Source organism: Roseiconus nitratireducens, assembly GCF_008629675.1.
Lineage (GTDB): Bacteria > Planctomycetota > Planctomycetia > Pirellulales > Pirellulaceae > Stieleria > Stieleria nitratireducens.
Genome location: NZ_VWOX01000032.1, coordinates 13,760 through 31,205, shown reverse-complemented (window position 1 = coordinate 31,205; position 17,446 = coordinate 13,760). Strand labels below are relative to the sequence as shown.

At 59.3% G+C, this 17,446-nt stretch carries 9 protein-coding genes and 1 tRNA gene; 5 read left to right on the top strand and 5 right to left on the bottom strand.

Annotation, left to right across the window (positions count from 1 at the left end; genetic code table 11):
• The first annotated feature begins 384 nt into the window (after window positions 1–384).
• On the top strand, window positions 385–1,890 hold the full coding sequence (locus FYK55_RS30020; protein WP_150079865.1) for a calcium-binding protein: 1,506 nt from the start codon (window positions 385–387) through the stop codon (window positions 1,888–1,890).
• A gap of 39 nt (window positions 1,891–1,929) precedes the next feature.
• Here the strand turns inward: FYK55_RS30020 and FYK55_RS27710 are convergent, their stop codons facing one another.
• The 4 genes from FYK55_RS27710 to FYK55_RS29885 all read right to left on the bottom strand — a co-directional run bounded on the left by FYK55_RS27710 (window position 1,930) and on the right by FYK55_RS29885 (window position 9,510).
• Window positions 1,930–5,121, bottom strand: coding sequence for a serine/threonine-protein kinase (locus FYK55_RS27710; RefSeq protein WP_150079864.1), 3,192 nt, complete (start codon window positions 5,119–5,121; stop codon window positions 1,930–1,932).
• Window positions 5,122–5,149: 28 nt separating this feature from the next.
• Complete coding sequence (locus FYK55_RS27705) at window positions 5,150–5,758, bottom strand: sigma-70 family RNA polymerase sigma factor (protein WP_150079863.1); 609 nt, start codon at window positions 5,756–5,758, stop codon at window positions 5,150–5,152.
• A gap of 168 nt (window positions 5,759–5,926) precedes the next feature.
• A complete protein-coding gene (locus FYK55_RS27700) occupies window positions 5,927–9,154 on the bottom strand; it encodes a serine/threonine-protein kinase (RefSeq protein WP_150079862.1) in 3,228 nt (1,075 codons plus the stop codon).
• Complete coding sequence (locus FYK55_RS29885; protein ID WP_235909028.1) at window positions 9,151–9,510, bottom strand: hypothetical protein; 360 nt, start codon at window positions 9,508–9,510, stop codon at window positions 9,151–9,153. The genes FYK55_RS27700 and FYK55_RS29885 overlap by 4 nt, the downstream gene beginning before the upstream one ends.
• A 743-nt stretch (window positions 9,511–10,253) precedes the next feature.
• On the opposite strand from FYK55_RS29885, the gene FYK55_RS27690 reads away from it, so the two are divergent.
• From FYK55_RS27690 to FYK55_RS27680, 3 genes are all read left to right on the top strand, one after another.
• Complete coding sequence (locus tag FYK55_RS27690; protein ID WP_150079861.1) at window positions 10,254–10,631, top strand: BlaI/MecI/CopY family transcriptional regulator; 378 nt, start codon at window positions 10,254–10,256, stop codon at window positions 10,629–10,631.
• Complete coding sequence (locus FYK55_RS27685) at window positions 10,628–14,644, top strand: M56 family metallopeptidase (protein ID WP_150079860.1); 4,017 nt, start codon at window positions 10,628–10,630, stop codon at window positions 14,642–14,644. Before FYK55_RS27690 ends, FYK55_RS27685 begins: the two co-directional genes overlap by 4 nt.
• Window positions 14,645–15,010: 366 nt before the next feature.
• Window positions 15,011–15,084: transfer RNA gene (locus FYK55_RS27680), tRNA-Arg, on the top strand.
• Between the two features lie 1,423 nt (window positions 15,085–16,507).
• Here FYK55_RS27680 and FYK55_RS30015 read toward each other — a convergent pair.
• On the bottom strand, window positions 16,508–16,630 hold the full coding sequence (locus tag FYK55_RS30015; RefSeq protein ID WP_261344972.1) for a hypothetical protein: 123 nt from the start codon (window positions 16,628–16,630) through the stop codon (window positions 16,508–16,510).
• A gap of 120 nt (window positions 16,631–16,750) precedes the next feature.
• Between FYK55_RS30015 and FYK55_RS27670 the strand changes: the two genes are divergently transcribed.
• Window positions 16,751–17,230 (top strand): anthrone oxygenase family protein, encoded by a 480-nt coding sequence (locus tag FYK55_RS27670; RefSeq protein WP_150079859.1) that lies wholly within the window; start codon window positions 16,751–16,753, stop codon window positions 17,228–17,230.
• The last annotated feature ends 216 nt before the right edge of the window (window positions 17,231–17,446 follow it).

Genomic DNA, 17,446 nt, shown 5'->3' with positions numbered 1-17,446 from the left:
TAGCGCCACGCGGCTCACCCAAAACGGCGCCGTAAGTCCCGCTGGACAACGCAGCTTTCAACCAGAAACACCGTGATTTGCGGTGCAATGAACGGCAAGGCGTCAGCCGCCGGTTGATGCGAGAGCACCCGCAGCTCACCTAAAGTGACGCTGTCCAGCGAGCCGCCGGTTGATGCAGAAAAGCCCGCGGCTCAAGCAACATAGCACGATTCGCTGAGATTCTGACAAATCTTTGGTCCCGGTGGCGGGCGGCAGGGGTGGTTTTCGGGCAGGGGGTGCAGGACCTGCTGCGACGCATTGTAGGCGTCGCCGGGCGGCTTGCCGCGTGACCGGTTCGGTCACGTGAACCTTCCCCAACGCACGCGAATCAACCAAAGCCGGATCATGAGTTACCGTCGACGAATCACCCAGCGGACCCGTCAATCTTCCAAATTGCCGAAACGCGACCGACGATTGCGAATGGAGTCACTGGAAGGACGCCGGCTGCTTGCCGTGACGGCAAACTTCTCCGCCGATACCGGAACGTTGTCAGTCTACGGTGACGCCCAGGACAACATCATTTCGATTTCAAGGTCCGACGACGGCCAGATTCTGGTCAACGATGGTGACGTCGTCGTCAAGGGCGGAACCCCGACGATCCAAAACGCCGATCGCGTGGTCGTGTTCGGAAAGGAGGGTGATGATCAGATCTCGCTCAATGAATTCAATGGTGCTCTGCCCCAGGCCTATCTGTATGGGGGCAGTGGAAACGATGTGCTGATCGGCGGCTCGGGACAAGACTTTCTGTCTGGTGGCAGCGGAAACGACACTGCCAGTGGAGGCGACGGAGTCGACGTGCTCCGTGGCGGTGCCGGAAACGATACCCTGATCGGAGGCCGCGGCAACGATATTGTGCTCGGCCAAGACGGCAGTGACCTGTTGATCGTCAACGACGGCGATGGCAGCGACTTCCTGGAAGGCGGAGAGGGATTTGATTTCGTTCAGGTCAACGGATCCAACACCGCCGGTGACGACTTCTCAATCGATCCCAACGGCGAACGGGTTCGGTTCCAACGAAATAATCTGGGGCTGTTCACGCTTGACATCGGTACCACGGAGAACTTGGACGTCAACGGTCAGGGCGGCAGTGATGTGATCATCGGCTCGACCGGACTGGTCGGGCTGATCGGATTGGATCTGGACGGCGGTGAAGGCAACGACCTGCTGATTGGTGGCGACGGCGTGGACGTGCTCCGGGGCGGTGCCGGAAACGACACTCTGATCGGAGGTCGTGGCAACGACGTGGTGCTCGGCCAAGACGGAAGCGACCTGTTGATCGTCAACGACGGCGATGGCAGCGACTTCTTGGAAGGCGGGGAAGGTTTTGACTTCGTTCAGGTCAACGGATCCAACACCGCCGGGGATCAGTTCTTGATCGAACCAAACGGCGAACGGGTTCGGTTCCGCCGCACCAACCTGAGTCTGTTCACGCTTGACATCGGTACCACGGAGAACCTGGACGTCAACGGTCAGGGCGGCAGTGATGTGATCATCGGCTCGACCGGTCTGGTCGGGCTGATCGGATTGGATTTGGACGGCGGTGAAGGCAACGACCTGCTGATTGGTGGCGACGGCGTGGACGTGCTCCGGGGCGGTGCGGGTAACGACACCCTGATCGGTGGTCGAGGCAATGATGTGGTGCTCGGACAAGACGGCAGCGATTTGCTGATCGTCAACGACGGCGACGGATCCGACTTTCTGGACGGAGGCGAGGGCGATGACACCGTTCAGATCAACGGCGTCCGCTCCACCGAGGACGATGCAAGCCAACTCGAAGGCCTGGGGCGAACGTCAGAATCAGAGAAAAGCGTCGATCAGGTGTTCTTCATGCTCGGATCGGTTGGGATCTGAGGCTGGCGATCCGGTCGGACCGAGGGTTCGCATTCTCGCTCAACCGTCATTGGCCGGTGTCAGCGGGTTCGCTCGCGAATCCGCCGGAGCTTTCACGAACACACCCTGGTCGAATTGCTTTCGCGGTAGGCCCTCCGGCCAATCCTTGACGAACTCTTCAATGCCTCGAGGGCTGTCGGTGGACCAAAAGTTGTTGATCTGCCAACCGTTTTCCGGCGACCTCTGCAAGATCCAGGCGAAACCTCCTGATTGGCAAACGGCCGTCGCCCGGTCGCCGTCCACGAACAGCAAGTGTGGCGATTGGTAGTACGCTCCGTCGTCCTTGACCAAAGCCTGGACGACGGCGGCTGCTACGGACGCCTTCGATTGATCGTTCGGAATCGCCGTCGCGATCAGATCGGCGAACACGTCCGCTGAACCGGCATCGTCTTGTTCGTTTGCCAAAGCCTGTTCGCGGCGGCGCAGGACAAAGCGTTCGAACCAGCCCCAATCGAAATCGGGACCGGCAATGCGTCGCAGCAACGGGTCCTGCAATAAGTCGGGCCCCGGCTCTGCAAACCCGCTTCCCAGAGGTCGCGGCCTTTCATCGCGTGTCAGCAATTGTTCGATGTACTCGTTCAACCCTTGCGTCAGCGACCACTGGGTGAGTTGCTCGTCGAACGTCCCAAGGATCGCCCCGGTATCGCGTTGACGGACGGAGACGGTAAGAAAACGGGCAAGATCCATCGCCGAATCGAAGCGATCCGACGGAGATGCCGTGGACGGCTTCTCGCCAAATTCCGTTGCGTCGACGCTTGCGGAGACACCGGGCAAATGGGGCTCAGGACCATACTCATACTCGAAAAGTTGCAATTGAACGGCGTTCAGCTCCGGCGTTGCTTTGAACGCTTCGACGACGGCTTTGACTTGCTCGAGCGGAACGTCAACGTGGGCTTCGATACCAATCCTTCCACCGTCGTCCATCAGTTTCTCGATCGGCAACTTGGACGCCAGTTCATCAAGCTGGATCGGCCGCGCTTGAAAGCCGTAGGTGCCGTCAGGGTGAATAGAAAACCGAAACCTCGGCCAGGGTGCAGACCCATCTGCTGTTTCGAACGAATCAAAGGGCGCCCGGCGTGCAAGCTGCTGGATCGTCGGGAACGGACGGCCGGTCTTCAGCACCTGATCAGCGTCCGTCGCGGGAGCCGAGGCATCGGCAGGCGGATCCGCATCGGGCTTGATGCCGTACCGATCCAGCACCTCTTGCCAGGGGCGGACGGGGTGGTTGGACGCGAGGCGATCAAGAAGTCGACCTGCCCGCGCGTCGAAGACGTCCACGTGCGTGTCCAGGAATTTTTGAACGCCAATGAATTCGCTGTTCTGCGAAAAGCGAACTTCCGCGGCTGTGCCCGCTTGCTCGGCTTCTTTCAACAGCTTGCCTGTCCGCGAATTCCAAATCAGCACCTGGTAGGCGGAATCATCGGCACGGTTCTTCACCGTCACCGCCAGCTCCCGCGCTGGGGAGACGTCGACGAAGGATTGTAGAATCGATTGATCCTTCGCTTTCCGCACGCGATCGGAAAGCGTCTCAGGAAACGCCGTCACAAAGGCTTCTCGAGCCTCCTCCATCGATTTGCCTGGCGGATTCGACGAACTCGCTGATTCGTCAGCGGACGGTGGAGTTCGACCGAACGCGCCAGGCATGAACTTTCTCGGAAAGTTGCCGCCGGGTTGCAGCGAGAACTGCTGGCCTGTCCCACGATGCCGACTGACGGGCGTGATCGTCACGGTCCAAGTGTCGCCGCGGCGCAACGTGAATCGGTTGTTTCGGATTTGGAGGTGGCTGTCGACGTCGTCGACTTCGATGACGTAGGTTCCGGCCCTCAACCGTGTCGTTGCTCCATCCTTGCTGACGGTGATTTGGTCGACGGTGTCTTCGCCGTTGACAATTCGAATCGGCACATCAATGTCGCTGTTCGACTCGATTCGCAGCGTTCCATTGTTTGTCTGCAGGTAGAAAACGGTTGCCCCCAAAGCAAGAAAGGCAAACGCGGCAGCCAGAAATCGGACGAGAAAGCGGCGGGGTGGCTTCGTCGACGCGGATGGCGGAGCGATGGCGGGTCGCCGCTCGTGGTGCTCTTTGTGAGCGGCGTGGGGATGGTTCATCGCCATCAGGGATTCACGCAGCAACTCTGCGAGTTCCTCGGACGATTGGAACCGTTCATCCGGCGACTTTTCCAGCAACCGCGTGACGATGCGGTCCAGCCACGGCGGCACTTCGGAATTGACGCTTCGAAGTGATCGCGGCTGGTCGTGACAGATTCGATTGAGCACGCCCATCGACGTCTCCGCTCGGAACGGCGACCGCCCGGTCAACATGAAATAGATCACGCTGCCCAGCGAAAACAGGTCGCTGCGATGGTCGATGGTGTCGCCATGTGCCTGCTCCGGCGACATGTATTGAGGCGTTCCGGCGATCACGCCACTTCGTGTCATGCTGGCGTCATCGACGGCGCGGGCCAACCCGAAGTCCGTGATCTGGACTCGCTCGACATCGTTTTCCAGCAGCACGTTCGCCGGCTTGATGTCGCGATGAACCAGCCCCTGGGAATGCGCCGCTGACAAACCGTCGGCAACTTGGGCCGCAATCCGAACCGCTTCGATCACTTGCAGTGGACCATCTTGTTCCACCCGCTGTTGCAGCGAGCGGCCTTCCACAACCGGCATCACCAGGTACGGCACGCCATCCTGCTCGTCGACCGTTTGAATCGGGACGACGTGGGGATGAACGACCGCCGCGGCGCTCCGGGCCTCGCGGGAAAACCGCTTCCGCGCCGCACCACTCCCGACGAATTCAGGGGCGAGCACCTTGATGGCACAGTGACGATCCAATGCGGAGTCGATGCCCCGCATCACGATCCCCATGCCCCCGCGGCCAAGCGTTTCCAGAATCTCGTACCGTCCGAACCGACCGAGTGTCCCGGGGCGATCCGATGGTTGTAAAAAGGTCAGGGCGACCGAATCGTCCGGATCGTCGGAGTGACCTTTGGCTGTCGTGGCGTCGTCCAGGCCGGATCCCAGCAGTTTCGGTAACTCATCCCAGGACAGTTCTGTCCGCGAGACAGCTTCCAGGTTGATCTGGCAGGTTTCGCATTGCTCAATGTGCGTCGCGACGGCAGCTTCGTCACCGCGCAGGCGGTCTCGCAAGAAGCGTTCCAGGACATCCTGGTCGTAGTGAAAGCGTGCGACCATTTCGAAACTCCAATCGGGTGACCTTGTTCTATCGGCGGAGGAGGATCTCGCTGTCGTCGTCGATTGCAACTTCATCGCGAAGTTTTGCGATCACGCGACAGCGTGCCACTCGGACGGCTCCCGGCGTCTTGCCAAGCTTCCTGGCGACGTGATCGACCGGTTGTTCTTCGATCGCCGTCAACCAGAATGCTTGCCACGTCGTCAGCGCGAATTGCGATTTGACATTGGCTGCCGCTTGCTTGAAGCGAGCCCGTCGATACTCCAGCAGGAACAACGTCGCTGTCGGATCATCGTCGGCGGGTTGTTGCGACAACGCCTTTTGGACCTTGCTGTCACCCGACCCGGTCGGCCCCGAGGTCCGCGTCAATCGGTTGACCACAAGATTGCGTGTGACCCGAAACAACCAACTTCGAAACGATCCATCGCCGCGGTGTTCGAAGGATTCGATCGTTCGCCGAACCGTCATCAGCACCTCCTGTGCGAGATCTTCGGCATCGGCGTGTTGCAGCCCTTTCGCTTGAGCCACTCGGATCACGAGCGGTCGATAGAGGGCATCGAAATCGGTCCAGGCCTCGTCCGCGTGCGGATTCTTCAGGCTCGCCAGGAGCGACAGTCGTGTTTCCGGCGTCTGCAACATCTTTCCTCCTGCCCATAAAACACAATCACTCCCGATTTGTTACAGCAGAACCTGGAATCTTTGAATTTGCTCGGCTGCAGGCTGCGAATCGCCGCGTGAATCGGAATCTCGCTGCAGGATTCTGACGATCGAAGACCTGCTTTTCCAGGGTTGCCGGATTTCCCAGCATCACCGAAGCGGCGACGCTTCCGGTTTTGGCGTTGCTTGTCCCATCGGACGGAAGATCCACAGCCCAAGGTCCGTGCTGACCGAAAACTCCGTCGGTCGTTCGCCCGGCGTCGCGGGCAGACAAAACCGGAACCCACCCTGATGCTCTTCGACGATCGCGTGAAAAACCGGATTGACCAGGTCTTGTGGCGGCGCCCCAATTTCCCCACTTGAAAACAGTTGCTGCCGTTCGTCAGCGGTAAGCATCGGACGGAGGTCGATCTGTTTCGGCGGCCCATCGGAAACGTACGCGAAGGCGAAACTGACCGGGATGCCGTCGTCACCGGTGAAGGTGATCCGATTCCCCATGACACGTCCGTGTGCCTTGCTCGACTGCAGCTTTTCGTCATCGTACGCTTGCATTTCTACTTGCCACTGCCCCTGCAGTTTGGACAGAAAGGTGCGATCGTATCCGTCGGCATTCTGTGAATCGTCCGTCGAAGGTCGATCCGTTGCGTCGCGCGGTGGAGCACTGGCATTTCCGGTCACCAACTCCATTCCACAGATGGGACACCGGCCGGGTCCCAAATGATCGATTTGGGAATGCATCGGACACGTGTGACTTTGTTCGCTTTCAAGCCGGGCCTCCGCGGCGATTCGGTCGGCCTTGGTGGACAGGACCTGTTCCGAAGTGATCAAGCCCGCTACGTGCTTTTGGATCAACGCCTGCTCGAAGTCCCTGAGCACGCTTGCCTGTTGCTGCAGGTTCCTGAGTCGTTCCTCAGCCGTCTTCGCGAGTTGAAGTTCGGCGTTCAACAGTTCGATCATGGCGGGGAAGCGTTGGTCGAAACCGACCTCACCAGCCTTGTACCTTGCTTCAAGAACTTTGACTTGCTGCTTCAGGACGTCCAGCCGCTTCCTCGCGATTTCTTTCTCCACGGCAGTTGAATGTTGCGAATCGAAGCTTTGGGCGTACTCGCCGGAGTAGTCGACGGTGTGCGAGCCAGGCTGTTTGGAGTCGGGTCGGGGTAGGATGTAGGATCCGCCGGGGACATCCGACACATTTGCCGACGGCACTGCCTGGTCCGTTTCCTTGTCGATCCAAAAGTAGTGTTCCAACTCCGGCGGCAATCGTGATCCGACGCCGGTCACGCCATGTTTTCCGGGACGGATCCACCAATGAACTTTGCCTTGGTGATAGGTGATCTGCAGCTTGACCGGATAGTTTTGGGCGGCCCATCCAAGAATGGACGGATACGCATCGGCGGCGTCCGGCCAGGTGTCGTCCGGTTCTTTGAGGTGTCGGTTCAGTGCTACCGAATAGATCGATTCCGCAACGCTCTCGCGGAGCAAGGACCGCAGTTGGGACCGCAGGCGGCTGCGAACTTTTGCCAACTCCTCACCCGGCTGCTGGATCTCCACGAAGATCCCGCCCGTCTCCATGCGTGAGAAATGCGTCGCGTTGCGTTCCAGAGCGATGTACGACTGCCATGCCTCCCGAAGCAGTTTGTCAACGGCCTCCTGCTGGTCGCGATCCAGTCCGAGCGATTCGGCGTACCACCTGCTGATGGTGACGTTTCCTTCGCCGTCCCACTGGAAGTACCGCCAACCCTCTTCGGCCTCCGATTTGTCGTGCGTCTGTCCAGCAGCCTTGTCCATCAGCCGTCCGCCACCACCGGCGGGTGCGGGGCTGCCGGGCGATTCCATCGGCGATCCCGATTCCATCGACGATCCCTCAAGCTTCGAACCGGACCCGAGGGACTCTTTCGCTGGCGTGATTGCAACGATCCAGGTGTCGCCGCGACGGAGGGTGAATCGATCGCCTTGCAGTTCGACATGGCTGTCGTCGTCATCGACTTCGATGACGTATTGACCGGCATTCAGTCGTGTCGTCGCGCCTTGCTTGCTGACGGTCAATTGCTCAACCGTCTTTTCGCCGTTCATGATTCTGATGGGGACATCGACGTCGCTGTTTGATTCGATCCGCAGCGTGCCCTGATTGGTTTGAAGGTAGATCAGGATTCCGGCCAAAGCGACGAACGCGAATCCGGCCGCAAGCAAGAAGCGGCGGAGGCGATTTGGTGGATTGGCAAATGCTGAATGGGGCGGGTCGCTTTGGGGCTCCGCACCAGCAGGCGCGGTCAGGCTCCCTGAATCCGGATTGTTCATTTCCGTCAGACGTTTGGCCAGCAGGTTCGCGACCTCTTCGGCCGTCTGGAAGCGATCATCTGGCGACTTTTCAAGTAACCGCACAACGATTCTCTCCAGCCACTGCGGCACTTCGGCATTGATGCGTCGCAGCGAGCGGGGCTGGTCATGACAGATGCGATTGAGTACGCCCATCGAAGTCTCGGCGCGAAACGGCGATCGGCCAGTCAACATGAAAAACATCACACTGCCCAGTGAAAACAGATCGCTGCGATGATCGATGGTGTCGCCGTGCGCCTGCTCCGGCGACATGTACTGAGGCGTACCGGCGATCACGCCGCTGCGCGTCATGCTGGCGTCATCGACCGCTCGAGCGAGACCAAAATCGGTGATTTGAACTCGCTCGACATCATTCTCCAGCAAGACATTCGCAGGCTTGATGTCGCGATGGACCAAACCTTGGGAATGGGCCGCCGACAAGCCATCGGCAATTTGCCCCGCGATCCGTAACACCTCGATCACGTCCAGCGGGCCGTTGCGGTCGACACGCTGTTGCAGGGACTGGCCTTCGACGACGGGCATCACCAGGTAGGGCAGTCCGTCGTGCTCGTCAACGGTCTGAATCGGCACGACGTGGGGATGCACAACCGCCGCGGCACTGCGCGCTTCGCGAAAAAACCTCTTACGGGCGGCCGCGCTGCTGGCGAGTTCCGGTGCGAGGACCTTGATCGCGCAAGGGCGGTCCAAGGCGGAGTCGATGCCACGCAGGACGATCCCCATGCCACCGCGGCCGAGAATCTCCAGGATGTCGTAGCGTCCGAATCTTCCCAGGGCGTTCGGGACTTCCGACGTTTCGAGGAACCTCACGCGTGGTTTCGGTTGTGACTGCGTCTCCATCCGAATGGAATCGGGAAGGTCGTCCTGCCGCATCAATTCGCAAATCTCGTCCCAGGTCATGTCGCCGGCCGACAAAGCATCGAGTTGATCCTGGCAAAGTTCACAAGTCTCGACGTGCGTCCGAACTTCCCTGTCCAGGTTGCCCGGTTCGTCGTGAAGCAGGCGCTTGAGCGTTTGCGCGTCGTAATGAAAACGGGCGATCATTGCTCATCCTCCAGCGGATTCGTTGCGATCTCTTCGCGGATCTTTGCCAGCACGCGGCATCGTGCAACGCGCACGGCCCCGGCGGTACTGCCGAGTTGCTCGGCAACCTTTTTCACCGGTTGGTTCTCGCCGGTGGTGCGCCAAAAACATTGCCAAGTCGTTTCGCTCACCCGCTCCCGAACCTTCTCGGCTGCGTGACCAAAACGCATTCGGCGGAACTCCAGTTGGAACAGCGTTTCGGTCTCTTCAATGTCCGCCGGAAGTTGTGCCAGATGCTTTGCCAGCTGGCTGTCGCCCGACGCGACCGGCCCGCGGTGGCCTGAAAAGGGTCCGCGGGTCAGTTCCGTGACCACCATGTTTCGCGTCAAAGTGGACAGCCAGCGTCGGAACGAACCGGGGCCCCTGCTTTCAAAGGAAGCGATCGCCCGCTGCACGCGGCCCAGCACCGCCTGCGTCCCGCATCCTGAAGCCCCCGAGCACGGGCCACGCGGTAAATCATCGGCCGATACAGACGGACAAACTCCGTCCAGATCTCGTCCGATTCCAGATCGGTCAAGCCGGCGATCAACGATGCTCGTGTCTCGGGTTCCTGCAAAATGCTTCCTCCTACCTACTAAACTCAGGTTTCGGCAAAACGTTACACCGGCTCGGTGCATTCTGAGTCACAGTGTCGGCGAACGGTCGCGCGGATTGCTCGTCCAAGTGAGCACTTCTCCCCAGTGATTCGTTTCTCCCCAGTAATTCATTGTGCGCGGGTCCGATGGAACGGCGGTCGTCGAAGAGATTCACTGCCGTGTTTGAAATCAATGTAGCGACCGTCGCCGCAAAGGGACGGCCGCACGTTCCGCTCTTTGCCGGGCAGGCCGGTGAGCTCGGTGAATCCAGGTGGGCCAACCCGTTGAAGTGTCGTCAATTCGAACTCTTTGCCCATGGAGCCTTCGGCGGATCGACCCCGTGTTTCCCGGGCCTACAGTTTTCACGGGCCTACAGTGCTTCCGCGCATCCGTCCGGTTGCAAGGCTCAGTCCGCAACGCGTTGACTTAGCGAAAGGTTTCGCTAGTATGGCGAAAGCATTCGCTTATTGCAGGAGGACTGATCGATGAGCATTTCTGAGCCGACGGACGTCGAATTAAAGATTCTGCGTGTCCTGTGGCAGCAGCCGGGGGCGACCGCCCGGCAAATCCACAACGCCGTGCATGCCAATCAGGACAAAAACTATTCGACCACCGTCAAGATGCTTTCGGTCATGCTGGACAAGGGGCTCGTGCACCGCAACGACAGCGTCCGGCCGCAGACATTTACTGCAGCGGTGACTCGGCGAAAGACACAAAAGAGCTTGGTGTCGAAACTGGTGGAACGAGCGTTCGATGGTTCGGCGTCTTCGCTGGTGATGCAGGCCCTGTCGAGCGGAAAGCCGTCGAAAGAAGACCTGCAGGAGATTCGCGACCTGATCGAGAAATTGGAGCAGCGAGAATGAGTCTGTTCACAAATACGATGGTCGAGCGAATCGGATGGATGCTGGTCCACTCCCTCTGGATGCTCGCGATCCCGGCGGTTTTGTTCGCGGCACTGCTTTGGTTGATCCCTCCGGCCTGTTCCCGGCTGCGATACACAGCAGGCGTCGTCACCTTGGCGATGATGGCGATCCTGCCGCTTGCTACGGCTCCCTTCATCGCGGTGACGGTGGTGACCGGGGCGATCGCCGATGACGGCAAAGCCTTCGAGACGTCCGCGTCGCTCCAACCGAGTCGCGTCGAAGTTGATGGACCCAATTCGGTTCCGCTGACCGAGCCGAACGTCGCGGTCGATGACGTGTCGGAGAAAGATCCCGCCGCTGATCCCGCTCGTGCTCCCGTGGCAACCGCCGCCGCGGCAGGGCAGCCCGCACTCGCCCGGCCGACTGGGCGGGACGCAGGTGATGAAGCGAGTTCCTCGCCGGATCAAGCGAGCACCGCTGCCCGATCAGATTCGTTGGCCCGCGTGGTCCGTCATGTCCAGCCTTGCTTGCCGTGGGCCGTGGCGGCTTGGATGCTCGGTGTTCTCGCAATGTCGTTTCGACTGCTGTCGGGTTGGAGATCCACACGGAGGCTGAAGCGGGAAGGAACGCAACCGATCCCCGAGGCGATCGAATCTCTTTTTGCAGACGTGAAGCAGCGGGTCGGCGGTTGCAAGGCGGCTCGTCTTGTTCAATCGACGCTGGTGGCTGTCCCTTCGGTCGTCGGGCACTTTCGTCCGCTGGTTTTGCTGCCTGTCTCCGCGTTGACCGGACTGAGCGAAGAACAACTCCGAGCGATCTTGGCCCACGAACTGGCTCACGTGAAGCGACAGGACTATCTGGTCAACATCTGCCAGAGCGTTGTGGAGACGTTGCTGTTTTATCATCCTGCGGTGTGGTGGGTTTCGCGTCGCGTGCGGGAAGATCGCGAGCATTGCTGTGATGATGTTGCGGTCCGGCTTGGCTGCAAAGCATCGGATCTGGCTCGAGCTTTGGTCGCGGTCGACGCGATTCGACCGGCACCGGGCCGGCGGGCAATCGATGCCGCATTGATCCCAGCGGCGGACGGCGGCAGCCTTTTGCGTCGGGTCCGCCGTTTGGCCGCCGGCCCACCGAGCAATCACGTTTCCGGGCGATCCTGGATTGCGGGAAGCGTGGTGCTCAGTCTGCTCTTGGTCGTCACGGCCGCGAGTGTCGCGAGCCGGGACAGCGTTGCTCAGGAGCGGCAATCCTCCATTCCTGACAGCGGCGAAGTTGAGGCGGATGCCGGGGCGGAGGTGACCAAGGATGCACGCATTTCCGACGGTGGACGCATCGACTTTGAGGGCGGCTACTACGTTCAGTTGGCGGCGATCGAGGAACTGGCACTGAACGAACCGGGAGCGGTTTCAAAAGCGATTTGGAATTCTTCGGGAAGTGTCGTTTCAGATCCGCCCTTCCAGGGAGCGCAGGTGGAATCCGGCTTGGCCATCGCCGAAAAGGAGGTGGCCAAACGGTTTTACGTTCGGGCCCGAATGCCCCGCCACACGGAAATTGATCTTGATGTGATCGGCAGAACGGTCAAAGGATTGGCTAGCCAGTCTGTTTCCGAAGCGACGGATGGCGACCTGCAGGCCAACGCAACGGCGGTGCTGCCGGAGGATCAGAAAACAATTGACTTGGAAGTAAGCTTGAAGCTCCCGGCCTGGCGAACCGTTGCTTCTTTTGACTTTGCCGGCGGTGTCAAGAATGGCGTCATCATGGATTGGGAGCGAAAGGTCAGCGATTTCAGCCGGTACACCGCAACGGGAGATTTCGGGCCGGGGGCGACCAAGGAAAACATCCGAATCATCGCGTTCGATCAACGGCATCGGCAACTGGAAGCCCAGGAAACGGACAGCGAAGTGAATGCACAGGGGCTGACGCGAATGAAGGTTGCTTTCAAGAATACCGAGGGCCGGCCCTGGCACATTGTGGTTCAGCGTCGGACCGCGACCTTTCCGATCGTGTTTCGCGGTGTACCACTATCACCGGGCAAACACCCGGGCGTGGGAGTGACCGTTCGGGGGACTCTGCTCAGCGGGACCGTTCTAGATTCACAGGATTGGTTCACGACGGTGATCGATCCGCAGCAAGCGACGGAGGATCCGCCGCCCGAAGTCGGCCAAATTGCGAAAGAGGCATCGGATCTCACCGTCTCGATCGCAAGCAAGCCCTATTCGCTGAGCACGTTGCTGGCTGATCCGGTTGAACCGCTCACGGTCGAGATACCGGGCGCTGGCAGGATGACGCTTTTCGGCGTTCGAGAGACGAACCACGATGGGCCCGGCTGGTATGCCGACGGTTCCCCGAGGTTGGTTCCCTATGACGACGAAGGGTTGCCACTGGTGCGACCGTCGGCTGACGATGATTATCGCAAGTTGGAGGCGTTGTTTCAGTTCAATGCTTCTTCGCCGGAAGTCCGCGTCGGTTCGTTTCGAATCCGCCCCGAAGATGGATCCGGGTCAACGACCACGAAGCCGTTCAAGGACGAAGCCAGTGGCGCTCGCGGAGTGCAGTTCCGGCAAGCGCTAAACATTCTTGACGATCGGGAGACCGAAGATTTCGAAGTCGACTTCCACGCGGGTTCGCTCAGCACCTTGGCCGTCCTTCCGATCGTTGATCCGCCAGAAGATTACGAGAGCGGTCGGTCGTTCGGGTACCAGCCCGGCCCGGACGTGAACGATGTTGCGTTCTTGATCAAAGATCCTGCCAAAACAAGCATCGGTTGGAGACATCTGGTGATGTTCGTTTTGTCGGACGAGGCGCCCAGCGGTGCGGTGATCTCCGGCATCACGACAGAAGGCGATCGTGTGGATGGCTTTGCCAATTGGAACCGTGGCCGAGTGCTTGTCGGCACCTTCGACGTGCCTTCGGAAGCGAAATTGCGGTCGGTCGAAATCGCCACGCAGCCGCGTCATTCCCTGGTTTTTCGAAATGTGAGCGTCTGGTCGGGGTTGGGTTCGTCGGCTTTTGTGGAGCAGTTGGGACGTGCCCCGGTTGCGTTCGATTCCGTCGCCCCTGCGCGAGTCTTCCTCCGTCCGACCGGTCAGCGAATCGCAGAGCAGGTCGAAGGCGGATTGGGTGTCCCTCTCGCCATCGCCGCATTGGATGAAATCGAACGTCGTGGAGGATTGTTGCGGTTTGACGAAACCGCGGAGGCTCCGACGGGCGAGACGCTGCCGTACCTGACAGAGATTCGTTGGCGGGACTTTCGTGCGGACGAACTGCGATGGGTTCGGCCGCTCGCTGGTCTCACGCGTTTGGAGCTCTCGTCGGAGTACGTCACCGATGACAGTTTGAAAACGATCGAGCATCTCACCACGCTCACGGAACTGGAAATCAGCCGTTCAAGGCACCTGACCACGGCCTGTCTGGAATCGATTGGCAAATTGACGGAACTGCGTGAGCTGCAGGTGGTCAGTCCGCTTCGGTGGGATGACGAGGACTACCATGGCGAAGACTTCCAGCATCTCAGGGGGCTCAAAAAGATTGTCGAATGGGAGCCGTACGACTGGCGAATCGACGACGCCGGCATCGCGTGGTTGGAAGACGCCAAGGATCTTGCGATGGTTTTTGGTTGGGGACCCGAGGTAACCGACCGAGGCTTCGCCGCTCTCGCGGACAAGTTCGATCTGGGGGTGATCCGGTTGGGGACAACCAAGATCACCGATGCGTCGTTCAAGCTGCTCGAGAATCATCCCGAACTGTACTGGTTGCAGTGCAGCAGTCCGAATTTGACGGATGCGGCCATCGATTCGGCGGTGACCATTGGCAACCTGCGCGACCTGCATTTGGAAGGTTCGCAGGTGACCGATGCCGGCGTGGAAACGTTGATCGAATCGCTGCCGAATTTGCCACGCTTGCGAACGGTCAACCTGGAGCAGACGCAAGTTTCCGCGGAGGTCGTGCGTCGGCTTCGGGAGGCACGGGACGGGTTGAGGGTCTTGGCCAGCCAACCCTCCGTCACCGAGTAGCCGGACAGCGTCGCTTTCAAGCAAAAACACCGCGAGTTGCAGTGCAATGAGCGGCAAGGCGCTCGCCGCCGGTTGAGGCGAATAAGCCCGCGGCCAGCGCCACGCGGATCACGCAAAGTGGCGCTGTCCCGGTAGCCTCTGTTGGAAAAATAGGTTCCGGAAACCGTTAGCCGAAGCCGCTGGCCTGGGGGTGCGATCGGGAGAAGGGTCGACGAATGAACGGACAGAACTTGCCGCCCGAATTCACTGCGAGAACTGGTGGTGCGTGTCCGAGAAACCTGTAGAATCTCACGCTTAGGCGACTAGCGGTGCCTCTGCCCGGCCGGTCGCAAGAATCGCTTCCAAGCGAAGCATTCGCGTTTACAAGCGCCCGTGGCACAATTGGATAGCGCGTCGGCCTCCGGAGCCGAAGGTTACAGGTTCGAATCCTGTCGGGCGTACTCTTTGCCGGTCCGGATTGATTTGCACCGATCCAGGTCAAGGGTTCTTTGCACCCGTGAGCAAAGTCGTCTCTCGCTCTCGATCTTGGCAAGCTGTTGGGTGGGCGGCAAGTCCTCACAGATTTGACCCGATGGATCCCATCAGCGAAAATGCCGCTGTCGCGAACCGGCCATTAGGTAATGGATCGCCCGCTCAGTCAGCGATGAGCGATTGGGCGACCCACTGTACCGAAGGTGCAACGAAGCACGATCGGAGTTCCCTCGGTGAATGCCTTTGAATTCGCAGTGCAATTTCTGCACGGAACGTCATGCAAGCTTCACTTTCTACTTTGAAGATCCGAACGATCGGCGGCGTTGTGAAGTCGGATGGTTGGACGATCATTGGGTTGCACGCGTGGATTGAGCGGAGACGATGAGTTTTACCTTGTTGTCACTGTGACGGACCCCAGCGCCGACGCCAGAGGCGAATGATGGGGTAACCAAGCGATGGACACGGAGTCGCAGAGCTCAGGTTTTTGAAGTGGGCGATCGTTCGCCGAGGCCCGGTCATCGTAATCGTTATGCATCGCAAAGGCGAGCGAGTTTACTTATGGCTTTGACTCTTAATTCGTGTGTCGGTTTCCGGGTGTACGTGCGGCGAAGACCATTGCCCTCCGACGACGAGTTGTTACGTGCACTCGAGTTGACCGACTACGAATCGAAGGAGCTTGAATTCTGGGGACGAGAGCACCATGTTGTCATCGGTGACTGTGGATCCTGGAAAATGATTGCAGATGGTCCGTGTTTCTCGATCTGCAATAAGCAGGCAACGCGCCCTTGCCTTCGTGAACTCGCGAGAAGTTGCGACATCTTCATGATGAACGCGGATGACTATGACTATGAAATAGCGTACTTTGTCGATAGCCGTCCCGTGCGATTGCATCGAACGCAGAGCTGTTTCGGGCTTGCGCAACGTGGTAGTGGGTCAGGAGTGCAGCTTGTTGGAGAAGCTGAGCTTCAATCCCAAGACACTGTTTACTTGACGTCCCTGCTCAGAATTGCTGGGGAGGCTGGTGTGGAGACAGCGTTTGCAAACCCTCGCGTGTATGGTCCACGACGCGATGAGAATGCATGACAAGCCGATGCTGCCGAGTCCGTCATTCGGGGCGTTTCGAGAATCGTCGATCAACCGTCGCCGCCGGCTGATCAAAAATGTTCTGTCGACGAGCCAGTCTCGAACTCGTGCTCAGTCGCGCAGCAACGGGGTTCTTACTCTTCATCGGAACCAGCCCTGATGACCGCGCAATCCTTCGACCACGCGTGTCTTGACGTTTGACGGTTGTCGATCGAATCTGTCGCCGTGTCACTTGACGCCTCGCAATCGCTCACCGGTCGGCATCGCCATGCTCGCGATCAGTGGCTTCGGGCCGCTCAATCCATCCCGCTAAGTATCGCTGAGGGCAACGGGAAGGTGGCCACCAAGGGCATCAAAGTTCATGATGATCACGATCACGATCACGATCACGAGGAAGAGCACCGCTTGGCTGAGGGCGAGATGGGGACTCAAGCAGCGCCAGAGCCATGGGGCGTAGCGGAGCGGCGGAGTCATGTCACCTAGTAAGGTCAAGATCGTGCGCCGCCGCCCGCTGATTCCGTACCGTGATGCGGTGGTAGCATCTGGAGTATCATGACATCCATCACGATTGCAGCTATCACCGGAGCAGGAGTTGTTACTGGACTGCTATTCGCATTCTCTAACTTTGTGATGCAGGCTTTGGCGATGCTTCCCAAAGAGCAAGGCATGTTCGCCATGCAGCAGATCAACGAGAAAATCATCAATCCGATTTTTCTCGCGTTTTTTCTCGGTACACCGATACTCTGCGCCATCGTCGCGGTGAATGCTTTCATCGCACTTGGATCACCTGGCAATGTTTTCTTACTCGTTGGGTCGATTTCGTATTTGGTTGGACCGTTTGGCATTACCATGCTTTTCAACGTACCACTGAACAACAGACTGGCGGCAGCAGAGATCCGTGATGCTGATGGGATCTGGTCCGACTATCAGGTTCGATGGCAGCGGTGGAACCACGTGCGAACTTGCATTGGTATCGTGTCAATTGTTCTGCTGGCTGCTGGTTTGGCGGAAGGGGTCGCTGGACGCATGTGACGCGAAGACGCGTAGTCAAGCGATGGTGGCGGAGTCGCCGTCACCGTGTTTTTGAAATGGATGATCGTTCGCGGCGGCCAGGCGACCGCCAACTTTCTGGCAATGAGCCAGTGTCGTGCTCGTGCTCAGTCGCCCAGCGACGGTGCTCGTACTCGTCATCGGAACCAGCCCGGATGGCCGCACAATCCTTCGAAAACGTGTCTTGACGTTTGACGG